Annotated in this window: 11 protein-coding genes; 8 read left to right on the plus strand and 3 right to left on the minus strand. The window is 64.8% G+C overall.

Annotation, left to right across the window (positions count from 1 at the left end; translation table 11 throughout):
* Positions 1–72: 72 nt before the first annotated feature.
* Positions 73–1,701 (plus strand): inorganic phosphate transporter, encoded by a 1,629-nt coding sequence (locus AB7G19_RS30665; protein ID WP_028146969.1) that lies wholly within the window; start codon positions 73–75, stop codon positions 1,699–1,701.
* Positions 1,702–1,777: 76 nt separating this feature from the next.
* On the opposite strand, the gene AB7G19_RS30670 is transcribed toward AB7G19_RS30665, so the two are convergent.
* Positions 1,778–2,950, minus strand: coding sequence for a M20 aminoacylase family protein (locus AB7G19_RS30670; protein WP_085403878.1), 1,173 nt, complete (start codon positions 2,948–2,950; stop codon positions 1,778–1,780).
* 211 nt (positions 2,951–3,161) lie between these two features.
* Between AB7G19_RS30670 and AB7G19_RS30675 the strand changes: the two genes are divergently transcribed.
* The 6 genes from AB7G19_RS30675 (at position 3,162) to AB7G19_RS30700 (ending at position 8,697) form a co-directional block, all read left to right on the plus strand.
* The gene (locus AB7G19_RS30675) at positions 3,162–4,781 is read left to right on the plus strand and encodes a GMC family oxidoreductase (RefSeq protein WP_085403879.1); all 1,620 of its coding nucleotides are present in this window, start codon (positions 3,162–3,164) and stop codon (positions 4,779–4,781) included.
* A 12-nt stretch (positions 4,782–4,793) separates the two neighbouring features.
* The gene (locus AB7G19_RS30680; RefSeq protein WP_085403880.1) at positions 4,794–5,675 is read left to right on the plus strand and encodes an alpha/beta fold hydrolase; all 882 of its coding nucleotides are present in this window, start codon (positions 4,794–4,796) and stop codon (positions 5,673–5,675) included.
* A 262-nt stretch (positions 5,676–5,937) separates the two neighbouring features.
* Positions 5,938–6,879 carry a metallophosphoesterase family protein gene (locus tag AB7G19_RS30685; protein WP_085403881.1) on the plus strand — a complete coding sequence of 314 codons (942 nt, stop codon included), beginning with the start codon at positions 5,938–5,940 and terminating at the stop codon, positions 6,877–6,879.
* Positions 6,880–6,918: 39 nt separating this feature from the next.
* Positions 6,919–7,242: a cupredoxin domain-containing protein gene (locus AB7G19_RS30690; RefSeq protein WP_028146964.1), complete on the plus strand. Its 324-nt coding sequence runs from the start codon at positions 6,919–6,921 to the stop codon at positions 7,240–7,242.
* A gap of 142 nt (positions 7,243–7,384) precedes the next feature.
* Positions 7,385–7,933, plus strand: coding sequence for a sigma-70 family RNA polymerase sigma factor (locus AB7G19_RS30695; protein WP_028146963.1), 549 nt, complete (start codon positions 7,385–7,387; stop codon positions 7,931–7,933).
* Positions 7,930–8,697, plus strand: coding sequence for an anti-sigma factor family protein (locus AB7G19_RS30700; protein WP_085403883.1), 768 nt, complete (start codon positions 7,930–7,932; stop codon positions 8,695–8,697). Before AB7G19_RS30695 ends, AB7G19_RS30700 begins: the two co-directional genes overlap by 4 nt.
* 95 nt (positions 8,698–8,792) lie before the next feature.
* On the opposite strand, the gene hpnO is transcribed toward AB7G19_RS30700, so the two are convergent.
* On the minus strand, positions 8,793–10,184 hold the full coding sequence (hpnO, locus tag AB7G19_RS30705) for an aminobacteriohopanetriol synthase HpnO (RefSeq protein WP_028146959.1): 1,392 nt from the start codon (positions 10,182–10,184) through the stop codon (positions 8,793–8,795).
* 141 nt (positions 10,185–10,325) lie between these two features.
* On the opposite strand from hpnO, the gene AB7G19_RS30710 reads away from it, so the two are divergent.
* Positions 10,326–11,003, plus strand: coding sequence for a DUF2147 domain-containing protein (locus tag AB7G19_RS30710; RefSeq protein ID WP_085403884.1), 678 nt, complete (start codon positions 10,326–10,328; stop codon positions 11,001–11,003).
* Here the strand turns inward: AB7G19_RS30710 and AB7G19_RS30715 are convergent.
* Positions 10,971–13,559, minus strand: a complete 2,589-nt coding sequence (locus AB7G19_RS30715; protein WP_085403885.1) for an MMPL family transporter — start codon at positions 13,557–13,559, stop codon at positions 10,971–10,973. The genes AB7G19_RS30710 and AB7G19_RS30715 overlap by 33 nt on opposite strands.
* Positions 13,560–13,917: the final 358 nt, after the last annotated feature.

A 13,917-nucleotide genomic window follows, 5' to 3' on the forward strand; every position in this document is an offset into this window, starting at 1 on the left:
CGCAGTTGTCATCCAGCCTTCAAATCCATCGCGGACAATAGCCCCTTCAAATTAGTTAAGGGGCGTCCAAAAATGACAGACGTTGCATTCGACCGTGCGGTAGGCGATCCGACGCCCGTCCAGCCGGCTTCCAGGCCAAATCTCGACAAGGGTTTTAACCCGCTCACGATGATCCTGTTCTTCGGCATCCTTGCCGCAGGCCTGCTGTTCGTTGCCTACAGCATCTATGTCGACGTCAACGCGACCGGCACGAAGGTGACGACCTTCCTGCCCTACATCCTCTTGTTCGTCGCGCTGCTGATCGCGCTCGGCTTCGAATTCGTCAACGGCTTCCACGACACCGCCAACGCGGTGGCGACCGTGATCTACACCCATTCGCTGCCGGCTGAATTCGCGGTGATGTGGTCGGGCTTCTTCAACTTCCTCGGCGTGCTGCTGTCCTCCGGCGCGGTCGCGTTCGGCATCGTCTCGCTGCTGCCGGTCGAGCTGATCCTCCAGGTCGGCTCCAGCGCCGGCTTCGCCATGGTGTTCGCACTCTTGATCGCCGCGATCATCTGGAACCTCGGTACCTGGTATTTCGGCCTGCCCGCCTCCTCCTCGCACACGCTGATCGGCTCGATCATCGGCGTCGGCATCGCCAATGCCGTCATGCGCGGCCGCGACGGCACCTCGGGCGTCGACTGGAGCAAGGCCACCGAGATCGGCTACGCGCTGCTGCTGTCGCCGCTGTTCGGTTTCATCTGCGCCGCCGTGCTGCTGCTGCTGCTCAAGTTCATCGTGCGCAACCCTGCGCTCTATGCCGCGCCCGAAGGCAACAAGGCGCCGCCGCTCTGGATCCGCGGCCTGCTGATCGCAACCTGCACCGGCGTCAGCTTCGCCCACGGCTCGAACGACGGCCAGAAGGGCATGGGCCTGATCATGCTGATCCTGATCGGCACCGTGCCGACCGCTTACGCGCTCAACCGCGCGCTGCCGGAGAGCCAGGTCGCCCAGTTCCAGAAGGTCTCGGAGGCCGCCTCCAAGGTGATCGCGGCCAAGGGCGCCGGTCACTCGATCATCGGCGATCCTCGTCCTGCGGTGACGCAGTACATCACCTCGCACCACATCAGCGAAGGCACCTACCCCTCGCTGTCGGTGCTGGTGAAGGATGTCGGCGACCAGGTCGCGAAGTACGGCTCGCTCAACAAGGTACCGGCGGAAGTGGTCGGCAACACCCGTAACGACATGTACCTGACCTCGGAAGCGATCCGCTTCCTGATGAAGGACAAGGAAAACGACCTCAACAAGGAAGAGGTCGCGACCTTGAACGCCTACAAGGGCGGCCTCGATAGCGCCACGAAGTTCATCCCGACCTGGGTGAAGGTCGCCGTCGCCATCGCGCTCGGCCTCGGCACCATGGTCGGCTGGAAGCGCATCGTCGTCACCGTCGGTGAGAAGATCGGCAAGACCCATCTCACCTACGCACAGGGCGCCTCCGCCGAGCTGGTCGCCGCCGCCACGATCGGCGCCGCCGACGTGTTCGGCCTGCCGGTCTCGACCACCCACGTGCTGTCGTCGGGTGTCGCCGGCACCATGGCCGCGAACGGCTCGGGCCTGCAGATGGCGACCATCCGCAACCTGCTGATGGCCTGGGTGCTGACGCTGCCCTGCGCGATCGCGCTGTCGGCCACGCTGTATGTGATCTTCTCGCGGATCTTCTGAAGCCGATCACGCGCCTCAAAGACAAAGGGCCCGTGCGATGCACGGGCCCTTTTCGTTTGTGGTTCGGGGGGCGGCGTTAAGACGCCGCGAGCGATTCCTCGACCAGCTTGACCCAATAGGACGTGCCGAACACGATCGCCTCGTCGTTGAAATTGTAGGCTGGGTGATGCAGGCCGGCGCTGTCGCCGTTGCCGCAGAAGATGAACGCGCCGGGCCGCGCTTCCAGCATGTAGGCGAAATCCTCGCCGCCCATCAGCGGCGGCATCTCGTGCACATTGGCCTCGCCGGCAACGTTCCTGGCGATGCGCCGCGCCACCTCGGTCTCCGCAGCGTGGTTGTTCACGACAGGGTAGTTGCGCTTGTAGTGCAGGTCGATCTTGGCGCCGGTGATCTGCGCCACGCCCGCCACCACCTCGTGCACGCGCTTCTCGACCAGCTTGCGCACCTCCGGCGACAACGTGCGGATGGTGCCCCTCAGCGTTGCGGTCTGCGGAATGACGTTGCGGGCGTTGCCGGCGTGAAATTCGCAGATCGAGATCACGGCCGATTCCAGGGGATCGACGCTGCGGGCGACGATTGACTGCAGCGCGGTGATCACCTGCGCGCCGACCAGCACGGAATCGACGCATTTGTGCGGACGCGCGGCGTGGCCGCCGAGGCCCTCGATCATGATGTCGACCTCGTCGGTCGCCGCCATGATCGGGCCCGGCCGGATTGCGAACGAGCCGATCGGAATGCCCGGGCCGTTGTGCATGCCGTAGACCTGCTCGATGCCGAAACGCTCCATCAGGCCGTCCTTGACCATGGCCGCGCCGCCGGCGCCGCCTTCCTCGGCAGGCTGGAAGATTACGACAGCATCGCCGGCGAAGTTGCGGGTCTCGGCAAGGTAGCGGGCCGCACCGAGCAGCATCGCGGTGTGGCCGTCATGGCCACAGGCGTGCATCTTGCCCGGAGTCTTGGAGGCGTAAGGCAGGTTGGTCTGCTCGTCGACGGGCAGCGCGTCCATGTCGGCACGCATGCCGATCACCTTGAGCCCATCGCCGGCCGGCTTGCTGCCCTTGATCACGCCGACCACGCCGGTCTGCCCGAGGCCGGTCACGACCTCGTCGCAGCCGAACTCGCGCAGCCGGTCCGCAACGAATGCTGCGGTGCGGTGAACGTCGTACAGCAGCTCCGGATGCTGGTGGATGTCCCGGCGCCATGCCTGAATATCGGGTTGGAGGTCGGCGACTCGGTTCACGATGGGCATGGAGGGTCTCAAGCCTTGTTGGGAATACAGGACTGTCTACCATGCAAGCACCAGTCCACCTAACTCCCGTGGATCGAGGGTCCCCTGTGCTCTCGTCATGGCCGGGCCTGTCACCAGCTTGTCTTGGCCATCCACGTCTGACTATTAGGACGGAAAGCGCGTGGATGCCCGGGACGAGCCTGGGCATGACGCCTGTTTGGGTGGAAGCAGAATGCCGAGGCGGCTCGAAGGTGAGTTTGACTACATTGTCGTCGGGGCCGGCACGGCCGGCTGCATCATCGCCAACCGCCTCTCGGCCGTATCAGGGAATCGCGTCCTCATTCTCGAAGCCGGCGGCGACGACAACTGGATCTGGTTCCACATTCCGGTCGGCTATCTCTTCGCGATCGGCAATCCGCGTTCGGACTGGATGTTCAAGACCGAGGCCGAGCCCGGTCTCAATGGCCGCTCGCTGGCCTATCCCCGCGGCAAGGTGATCGGCGGCTCTTCGGCGATCAACGCCATGATCTCGATGCGCGGACAGGCCGCTGATTACGACCACTGGCGCCAGCTCGGCATGACCGGCTGGGGTTATGACGACGTGCTGCCGCTGTTCAAGAAACTCGAAGATCACTTCCTCGGCGCGAGCGAGCATCACGGCGCCGGCGGCGGCTGGCGCATCGAGGCGCCGCGGCTGTCATGGGCCGTTCTCGACGCCGTGGGCGACGCCGCCGAGGAGATGGGCATCAAGCGCATTCCGGATTTCAACACCGGCGACAACGAAGGCACCAGCTATTTCCACGTCAACCAGAAGCGCGGTCGGCGCTGGTCGTCCGCGCGCGGCTTCCTCAAGCCCGCACTGAACCGCCAAAATCTGCGGCTCGAGAAGAACGTGCTGGTCGATCGTCTCATCATCGAGCAGGGCCGCGCCGTCGGCGTACGCTTCATCCAGAATGGCGAGGTCATCGAGGCGCGCGCGAAGCGCGAGGTGATCCTCTCGGCAGGCTCCATCGGCTCAGTGCAGGTGCTGCATCGCTCCGGCATCGGTCCCGCCGACTGGCTGTCGCCGCTCGGCATCGACATCGTGATGGACAAGCCCGGCGTCGGCCGCAACCTTCAGGACCATCTCCAGCAGCGCGCGATCTACAAGGTCGAGGGTGTGCGCACGCTGAACGAGACCTACTACAATCTGTTCCGCCGTGGCCTGATGGGGCTCGACTACGCCTTCCGCCGCCGCGGACCGCTGACCATGGCGCCGTCGCAGCTCGGCATCTTCACCCGCTCCGACGCGACGCGCGCCCGCGCCAACATCCAGTTCCACGTGCAGCCGCTGTCGCTCGACAAGTTCGGCGATCCCCTGCACTGCTTCCCCGCGATCACCGTGAGCGCCTGCAATCTGCAGCCGACCTCGCGCGGCACGGTGCGGCTGCGCTCGGCGAGCTTGGACGAGAAGCCGATCATCGCGCCGAACTATCTGTCGACCGACGACGACCGCCAGGTCGGCGCCGACGCCATCCGGACCACGCGGCGACTGATGCGGCAGAAGGCGCTCGCGAAATATCGCCCGAGCGAATATCTGCCCGGTCCCACCGTCGGCGACGACGATGCCTCGCTCGCCAAGGCCGCCGGCGACATCGGCACCACCATCTTCCATCCCGTCGGCACCGCAAAGATGGGCGCGGCGAATGATCCGATGGCGGTGGTGGACGAGCGGCTGCGTTTCTACGGCCTGAGCGGCCTGCGCATTATCGACGCGTCGATCATGCCGACGATAACGTCAGGCAATACCAATACGCCGACAGCGATGATCGCCGAGAAGGGCGCGACGATGATTTTGGAGGACGCGAAGTAGCGTCCCGTCCCCATGATCAATCCACATCGCTTCTCCATTGGCCCCACTGACGCGCAGATCGCGATGCTGCAATGGGGCGAGAGCGGGAGGCCGCCCGCGCTGCTCGTGCACGGCACCGGTTTCGTCGCCGACGTCTGGGACGAGGTCGCGCGCGAGCTTGCATCGACCTGCACCGTTTACGCGCTCGACCGCCGCGGCCACGGCGCGAGCCACAAGCCCGATGCCTATCATTTCCTTGATTATGCCGAGGATGTCTGCCGGGTGATCGATGCGCTCGATCTGCGCGACGTCTACGGCATCGGCCACAGCGCCGGCGCGACCGATCTCCTGCTCGCGACGAAACTTCGGCCAGGACGCTTCACGCGCCTGTTCGTGATGGAGCCGACCGTGATGGACCCGCGCGCGGCGCGGCCCGGAGGCTTGAGCGAAGACTCGCTCACCCGCGTCCAGGGCACGCTGCGCCGGCGGGCCGAATTCGACAGTGCCGACACCGTGTTCGAGCGCTACCGCACAGCGCCGGCGTTTGCCGATTGGACCGAACCATCGCTGCGGGCCTATGTGCGCCACGGCTTCGTGCCGCTGGAGAATGGCCGGGTTCGGCTTTGCTGCACGCCCGAGATCGAATTCGCAATCCTGCGTCCGATCTACGAGGCGATGGAGCAGGTCTATGTCGGCGATGCCCGCGGCAATCCGTTTGTCTCGCTCACCGAGATCGACTGCCCGGTGCGCGTCACCACCGCCGCGAAGTCGGGGCCGATCTACAAGGAGATGGCGCGACGCGCCGTGTCGCTGATTCCGCGCGTCAGCACACTGGTCTTCGAGGGCGCCGGGCACTGCGTGGCGCAGGAAGTGCCGGAACGCGTGGTGGAGGCCGTGCGGGAATTCGCGAAATAAGTCTCGCGCCCCGGACGCGCTGCAGCGTGCAACGCTGCTGCGCAGAGCCCGGCCCAGACAATCCGAGCCGCGTGGGTCCCGGCTCTGCGGCGCACCGCCATAACGCGTCGAAGACGCGCGTGAACCCGCTCTTGGGCGCTGCACCGCGTCCGGGACACGAGACCCTACCACCTCACGAAAACGTCATCGCATCCGGGAATAAGTCTCCTCCGCCCCCAATCACCTCCCCGAAGCCCAATTCCGGGCGAAGTGGAGACGTGCGATGAGCGGACACGATCACGGGGACGGCGTCAGCCGCCGCAAGGTGCTGGAATGCATGACCTGGGCCGGCACCGGGGTGCTCTGGACCATCACGGGCGGCGTGCCGCGCTCGCTCGGCATCATCGATTCCGCGCAGGCCGCCACGGCAGCCGCGCCCGGCATGACCTTCCTCCAGATCAGCGACAGCCATGTCGGCTTCGACAAGCCGGCAAACCCCAACGCGCTCGGCACGCTGGAGGAGGCCATCAACAAGATCAACGCAATGCCGGCAAAACCCTCCTTCATGATCCACACCGGCGACATCACGCACCTGTCGAAGGCCGCCGAGTTCGACAATGCCGACCGCATCATCTCGCAGAGCAAGCTCGACGTGCACTACGTGCCTGGCGAGCATGACTTTCTCGACGAGGAGGTGAAATTCTATCGCGAGCGTTACGGCCGCGGCACCAAGGGTGCAGGCTGGTATTCGTTCGACGCCGGCGGCGTACACTTCATCGGCCTCGTCAACGTCGTCGACCTCAAGGGCGGCGGTCTCGGCAATCTCGGCGCCGAGCAACTCGCCTGGCTCGAGGACGATCTGCGCGGCAAGTCGAAATCGACACCGATCGTGCTGTTCGCGCATATCCCGCTCTGGACGGTCTATCCCGAATGGGGCTGGGGCACCGAGGACGGCGGTCGCGCGCTCGAATACGTCAAGGGCTTCGGCTCCGTCACCGTGCTGAACGGACATATCCATCAGGTGATGCAGAAGGTCGAGGGCAACGTCACTTTCCACACCGCGCGCTCGACTGCGTTCCCGCAGCCCGCGCCGGGGACCGCGCCCTCGCCCGGACCGATGAAGGTCGAGGACGCAAAGCTGCGCGGCATGCTCGGCGTCGCCAGCATCAACTTCAAGCAGAACGAGCAGCGGCTCGCGATCATCGACACGCCGCTGCAGGGTTGATCCAAGATTGAACGGAAAAAGGCTGAACGGAAGCTGACAATGAAAACACTCAATCGCCGCGACTTCGGTGTCGCCGTGGTCGCGGCCATCCTGTTGCCCGCAACGACGGCCCGTGCCGACGACATGGAAGTGCATATCGACAATTTCGTTTTCCAGCCGGCCGAGTTGAAGATCAAGCTCGGCACCACCGTGACCTGGACCAACCGGGACGACATCCCGCACACCGTGGTGTCGGCCGGCAAGTTCAGGTCCAAGGCCCTGGACACCGACGACAAGTTCTCGTTCACCTTCACCAATGCGGGCGACTACAAATATTTTTGTTCGTTGCACCCGCACATGACGGGGATGATCAAGGTTGAGTAACGTCTCAAACCAAGGCATCAACGTCTTGCCCGGCCGGTGGTCCCACGCCGGCCGGGCTCGTGTGCCTTCCGTCACACACGGAGACGAAACAAACAGGGACGAAACAACGCGACGCGCAGAACAAGAGGCAAAGCGAGGAGCGATGCCCGCCAACGACGATTTGCAGAAGGCGCAGCGCTTCCGTGAAGCCGCGCTGCCCTATCTCGACGACGTCTACACGCTCGCGCGCTATCTGCTGCGCGATGCCTCCGACGCCGAGGATGCGGTGCAGGAGTGCTATTTGCGCGCGCTGAAGCATTTTGACAGCTATCGCGGGCCGGCGATGAAGCCCTGGCTGTTCGCGATCCTGCGCAACGTCTGCAACGCAGAATACGCGCGGCGCGCGCACAGGCCCAGCGCGATCGAGGATACGCCCGGCGCCGCCGAGCAGACGCCGATCTGGCAGGAGAGCGAGGCGAGCCCCGAGACCGAGGTGCTGCGCAGCCGCGATGCCGGCGCCATCCGCAAGTTGATCGACGCGCTCGCCGAACCGTTCAAGGAAACATTCGTGCTGCGGGAGATCAACAACCTGTCCTATCGTGAAATCGCCGAGGCCGTCGGCGCCCCCGTCGGCACCGTGATGTCCCGCCTCGCCCGCGCCCGCGCCATGCTGCGCGCGGCCTGGACGGCGGAAGAGGAGCACTCGAGATGACCTGCGACGAAGCAAAAATCCTGCTTCACGCGCTGCTCGACAACGAGCTCGATGCCGGCCACGCGCGCGAGGTCGAAGCCCACATTGCCAGTTGCCCGGACTGCGCCGCGGAGTTTGCCGCACAACGCGAGATGCAGCGCGTGCTCGCCGACACCGATTTGCGCTATGCCGCGCCGGCTAGCCTGCGCGCCCGGATCGAAGCCGCGCTGCCGCAGCCGCAGCGCCGGCAACCGACCCGCCGCTCCGTGCTGCGCGGCTTTGCGATGGGCTCGGCCGTCTCCGCGCTCGCCGCCTCCGGCGTCGTCGCCGTGGTGCTGCGCCAGGACGACCAGCAGCGCATCCTGTCGGAGGTCGTCTCCGCGCATCTGCGCTCGCTTCAGGCCGGCCATCTCATCGACGTGGTCTCCACCGACCAGCACACCGTGAAGCCGTGGTTCAACGGCAAGCTCGACGTCGCCCCGCCCGTGATCGATCTCACCGCGCAAGGCTTCACGCTGGTCGGCGGCCGGCTCGACTATATCGACGCCCGCGCCATCGGCGCCGTCGTTTACAAGCGCCGGCAGCACGTGATCAATTTGTTCGTATCGCAGACATCGAACGCGGAATATCGCGCGCCGAAGACCGAGACCATGCAGGGCTTCAACTGCCGCCGCTGGGGCAATCGCGGCCTGAACTTCTGGGCCGTCAGCGATATCGGCGCCGACGAGCTCGCCGAATTCGTCGACAAGTTCGAGGCGGCGATGAAGGCGAATGTGGAGGGGTAGCTGGCGGAGCGAAGCAATCCAGCCCGCATCCGCAGAGGGATACTGGATTGCTTCGCTTCGCTCGCAATGACGACCGCTGAGATAGATCGGCGAATTTACGCCGACCGCCGCACCGCGTTGTCCACCAGCGTCTTGCCGAGCGACCAGATCGCGCCGGGGACCTTGTGGCTGCCGGCGATGACGTCGTCGAAGGCGCGCTCGATCCAGCCGCAATCTTCCTCGGTGATGGTGAGCGGCGGCAGCAGCTTGATGGTGTGGCTGCCGTGACCGGCGACTTGCGTGAGGATCTTGTGGTCCTTGAACAGCGGCACGGTGATGAGCTGGCAGAACAGGCCCTTGTTGGCAGCTTCCAGCACGTTCCAGGACGCCCGCAGCCGCAGCGACTTCGGCGGGCCGAACTCGACGCCGATCATCAGGCCCTTGCCGCGCACTTCCTTCATCAGCTCGTAGCCTGGCACCATGCGCGTCAGCGCGAGGCGCAGCTCGGCGCCGCGCTTGGCGGCGGACTCGATCAGCTTCTCGGACTCCATGACGTCGAGCGTCGCGATGCCCGCGGCCATCGCCAGATCGTTCTTGGAGAAGGTGGAGCCGTGCACCACGGCGCGGTCCATCTGGTTGAAGATCTTGTCGAAGATGCTCTTGCGCGTCAGCACGGCGCCGACCGGCACGTGGCCGCCGGACAGCGACTTCGACAGCAGCACCATGTCGGGCTCGACGTTCCAGTGCTCGACCGCCAGGAAGCGGCCGGTGCGGCCCATGCCGGTCTGGATCTCGTCGGCGACGAACAGCGTGCCGTATTTCTTGCAGAGCGCGGCAGCGCCCGGCAGGAACTCGTCGGTGGGCATGTTGACGCCCTTGCCCTGGATCGGCTCGACGACGAAGGCCGCAACCTCGCGCGAGGCCAGCGCCTTTTCGAGCGCGGCGAGGTCGTTGAACGGAATCGAGGTGCAGCCGGGCAGCAGCGGCTCGAAGCCGGTACGGAAGTTCGAATCACCCGTTAGCGACAGCGCGCCGTAGGTCAGGCCATGATAGCCGTGGGCGCAATAGACGATGCCGGGACGGCCGGTGGCGCCGCGGGCGAATTTGATCGCGGCTTCGACGCATTCGGCGCCGGAATTGGCGAAGAACGCCTTGTCGAGATAGGGGACGTATTTCAGCAGCCGCTCGGCGAGCACGCCGGCAAGCACCGAGACGTCGAACTGGACCAGATTGGGCAGGTCGGCATCGAGCACGCTCTTGAGCGCCTCGCGCATGACAGGGTGATTGCGCCCGATCGCGAACACGCCAAAGCCGGACAACAGGTCGAGATAGCGCGCCCCCTCGCGATCGTAGAGGTACTGCCCCTGCCCCTTCTGGAAGCCGACATCGTAGCCGATGGTCTTGAGAACCCGAACGAACTGCTCGTTCAGATACCGATTATGCAGGGTGCTGCGCTGGGCCTGACGGTCCGCGAATAGCTGAGACATGTCTGGATTTGGGCTGTGCATCCGCTACATACTTCGCTTGAGGGCCGGCTCGTCAACTGAAAAGGGACCGTTACCGAAAACGGTCTGTGCGGCCTTTTGCCCTTTTTCGGACCATCTTCGCAAGCACAGCTTTAAACCATGTTGCACTGCCAAGGAACTATCATGCGTTTAGCCCTTTACACCGGACTAATACTGGCTGGTGGTTACACCTGCCTGACACCCGCGCTCGCCGCCGATCCCACCGGCGACTGGCGGGTCGCCGACGCCGTCGCCAACATTCGTGTCGCCCAATGCAATGGCAGCATGTGGGGCGCGGTTTCCTGGGAAAAACAGCCCGGCGGCCGCGATGAATACAATCCGGATCCGTCGAAAAAGACCAGGCCGACGCTGGGCATGGCGACCCTGATCGACATGAAGAAGAAGCCCGGCGTCGATCAGTGGGAAGGGCAGGTCTACAACGCCAAGGACGGCCAGCTCTACAGCGCAACCATCACGACCGTCGGCACCGACCAGCTCGAAATCAAGGGCTGCGTGATGGGCTTCCTCTGCGGCGGCGAGACCTGGACCCGCGTCGCCCCGCCGATTCCTTTGAGCACCGCCAACGCCATGGCCAAGGGCGCACCGAAGCCCACCGGCGCGGCGCCGAAAGCCCAAGGCAACAACGGCGGCACCACAGGCGGCCCGACAACAGGCGGCACGACCGGCGCCAGCGCCACAGCGCCGGCCCCTGCCCCCGCAGCCCAGAAGACCGCTACCACCGCCAAGCCCGGTCAGAAGAACGCCGCCGACCCGGTCGGCGACATCTGCCTACTCCCTGAGATTGCGGGGTTTGCCCATTAGGGCCGGCTGGAACAGCAGCACTGCGGCAAGCGTCGTCACCAGCGAGAGTGCGAGTAGCTTGCCCATGCTGGACGTTCCGGGGTGGCTCGACAGCCACAGGCTACCGAACGCGGTCGCCGTCGTCAGCGCGCTGAAAAAGATCGCGCGTGTCAGGCTGGTCTGGAGCAGGTTTGTCCTGCCCGAGCGCCAGGCCACGACATAATAGATCTTGAAGGCGACGCCGACGCCGAGCAGCAGCGGGAACGCGACGATGTTGGCGAAGTTGAGCGGCAGCCCGATCAACACGCAGATTTCGAGCGTCACCGCGCCGGCGACCAGCAGCGGCACCAGCGTCATCAGCACGTCGACGAACCGCCGCAGCGTGATCCAAAGCAACAGGCCGATCACCAGCAGCGCGTAGATGCCGGCGTGGATGAACGCCTTCACCACGGTGTCACCGGATTTCAGGATCGAGACCGGCCCGCCGATCGCGGTCGGCTCGGCCGCGAGCACCGCCGCCGCAAATTTGCGCAGCGTGTCGTTGTCGTTGGGATCGCCCTTCGGCTGCGCCTCGACGCGGATGATCCCGTCCTTGCTCTTCCAGGCGCTGACGAGCTCGGGGGGCAGTGAGGCCAGGGTGACCGGCCCGGCCTGCATCGCGTTCCTGAGCTGGCCGAACGCGATCTTCAGCGGCGTGACGAACACGTCCTGCGCCGTGTTCCGCGTGGCCTCGTCGCCATTGGCGAGCTTTTCGAGCGCGTCCGCCAGCCGGCGCGAGGCGACGGCGCCCGGGCCCTTCGTGTCACCGGCGGTCCGGCGCAGATTGTCGACCGAGGATTTCAACGCCTCGACGTTTTCCTTGTCCGTTGGCGCAGCGTCGACCTGGTCAGGATTGAGCGCGGGGTTGAGCACCTTGGCGCCCTGCGCGAGCAGCTTCAGCTTTGGCGCCTGGTCGGTCGGCACGAAGCTGTCGAGCGACATCACGCGCAGCACCTCCGGCACCTTCTCCAGCTTCGCCTCGACCTGCCTCGCCTGCTCCTCGGACGTGGTCATCACGTTGATGGCATTGGCGCCGGTGTTCGGATCCTTGCGCAAATCGAGGAAGGTCGCGATCGACTCGGCCTTCGGGTTGCGCAGGTTCATCGGGTTGAAGTCGAACTTCAGGAAGTAGAGCAGCGGCAGGCCGGCGAGCGCCAGCAGCAACGTGCCGCCCACGACCAGCACACGGTGCTTCTCCAGAAAGTAATCGAGCGGCGCCAGGAAGGCATAACCGACGGGCTCCTGCTCACCGGGCGGGTTCAACAGCTTCAGCATTGCGGGCAGTACGGTGATGCTGGAGAGGAACGCCACCAGCATGCCGACGCCGGCGATCTGGCCGAGCTCGGAGATGCCCTTGTAATCGGTGGGCAGGAAACAGAGGAAGCCGGCGGCGGTCGCCATTGCCGCCAGCGACAGCGGCACCGCGGAGCGCTTGGCGGCAAGCACCAGCGCGCCGGAGAGATCGTTGTGCTTGTAGCGCTCCGAGCGGTAGCGGACGCTGTACTGGATACCAAAATCGACGCCCAGTCCCACGAACAGCACGGCGAACGCGATCGACAGCAAATTGAACGAGCCGACCATCATCAGGCCGGCAGCGGTCGTCAGCGCAAGGCCGACGAAGAGATTGACGAACACCGCGAAAATGATCTTCGACGAGTGCAGCGCCATCCACAGGATGAGCAGCACGACCAGCACAGTCCCGACGCCGTTGACGACGGCGCCCTCCTGGACGGTGGCGTATTCCTCGTTGGCGATCGGGACGGGACCGGTCAGTCGCACTCGTGCCTGGTACTTGTTCGCAAAATCCAGATCAACTGCCGCCTTGCGGATCGCGTCGGTGGCGCCCTTGCCGGGCTCCAGCGCGTTGTAGTCCAGGATCGGCTTGAACTCGATGAAGGCGCGCTTATCGGAATCCGTCAGCGGCTCGTCGCTGACGAGCTCACGCCAGGAGAAGCTCGCTTTGCCCTTGTTGAGCACGGTCTCGACGGTCTGCGCGATCTGATTGAAGGGCCGCGCGGTATTGTCGAGCTTGACCTGGCCGCGCTTGACGCCGGCAAGTCCCGTCTCCAGCGCGCCGGTCAGGCCGCGGATCGAGGGATCACCGGCCATGATCTCGACCAGGGGCGCTGCGGATTCGAACTGGCTGGTGATCTTGCCGACCTCTTCGGTCGGCAGGAACAGCAAGCCGTTCTTCTCAAAGAACTCGCCGGTGCCGAGCTGCTGCATCGACTGGAAGTCGGTCTTGTTGTCCTTCAGCTTGGCGAAGAGCGCATCCGCCGCCGCGGTCGCCATCTCCGGCGTCCTGGCCTCGACGACCGCGAGAATCGTCGCGTCGCGGTCGAAGGCACGGTCGAATTGCTGGTCGCGCTGGCGCCAGTCCAAATTCTGGGCAATCAGCGAATTGATGTCGGTGTTGATGGCGAAATGCTTAGACGTGTAATAGCCCGCCCCGACCGAAAGCAGGAGCCCGAGAACGACGACGAGGGAGGCAAACCGGGTGCAGGCCCTGACGATGGCAACGACTACGCTTTGCAGCATCTTTTCTTTCTGCGGTTAACAGCTTGCCGGAAACGCCCGCTGTTTATCGGAGTTCCCCGGCGAAACCTATTGCTGTTTTGAGTGGTTCTCGCCGCACGAAGGTTCGAGGTAAACGGCGACAGACCTAGGCAAAATCATGCGGGGCGGTCGGTATAGCCGGTGACTTGAGGCGGGAAAGTGGCGAAGCGGTGAGCACAAATGTCGCCATTTTGCTCAGAGCGCATGCCCTATTATAATACCGCGGATGCGCACGGTAACGGAACCAGGGTTTCATCCGGTCTTTCCTTTTTGCCGATTTTTTGACACAAAGTGCTGTGCCTCCATGCGCCGGGGCCCAGATAGGGTGGGCGGTTACCGC

Source organism: Bradyrhizobium sp. 215_C5_N1_1, assembly GCF_052075935.1.
In the GTDB taxonomy this organism is placed as follows: Bacteria; Pseudomonadota; Alphaproteobacteria; order Rhizobiales; family Xanthobacteraceae; genus Bradyrhizobium; species Bradyrhizobium barranii.

Bases quoted from the DNA above. Each gene is read 5' to 3' on its own strand.
- AB7G19_RS30710 (WP_085403884.1), top strand. From the start codon at position 10,326: ATGCGTTTAGCCCTTTACACCGGACTAATACTGGCTGGTGGTTACACC.
- AB7G19_RS30715 (WP_085403885.1), bottom strand. From the start codon at position 13,559: ATGCTGCAAAGCGTAGTCGTTGCCATCGTCAGGGCCTGCACCCGGTTT.
- AB7G19_RS30700 (WP_085403883.1), top strand. From the start codon at position 7,930: ATGACCTGCGACGAAGCAAAAATCCTGCTTCACGCGCTGCTCGACAAC.
- AB7G19_RS30670 (WP_085403878.1), bottom strand. From the start codon at position 2,950: ATGCCCATCGTGAACCGAGTCGCCGACCTCCAACCCGATATTCAGGCA.
- AB7G19_RS30685 (WP_085403881.1), top strand. From the start codon at position 5,938: ATGAGCGGACACGATCACGGGGACGGCGTCAGCCGCCGCAAGGTGCTG.
- AB7G19_RS30690 (WP_028146964.1), top strand. From the start codon at position 6,919: ATGAAAACACTCAATCGCCGCGACTTCGGTGTCGCCGTGGTCGCGGCC.
- AB7G19_RS30665 (WP_028146969.1), top strand. From the start codon at position 73: ATGACAGACGTTGCATTCGACCGTGCGGTAGGCGATCCGACGCCCGTC.
- AB7G19_RS30680 (WP_085403880.1), top strand. From the start codon at position 4,794: ATGATCAATCCACATCGCTTCTCCATTGGCCCCACTGACGCGCAGATC.
- hpnO (WP_028146959.1), bottom strand. From the start codon at position 10,184: ATGCACAGCCCAAATCCAGACATGTCTCAGCTATTCGCGGACCGTCAG.
- AB7G19_RS30695 (WP_028146963.1), top strand. From the start codon at position 7,385: ATGCCCGCCAACGACGATTTGCAGAAGGCGCAGCGCTTCCGTGAAGCC.
- AB7G19_RS30675 (WP_085403879.1), top strand. From the start codon at position 3,162: ATGCCGAGGCGGCTCGAAGGTGAGTTTGACTACATTGTCGTCGGGGCC.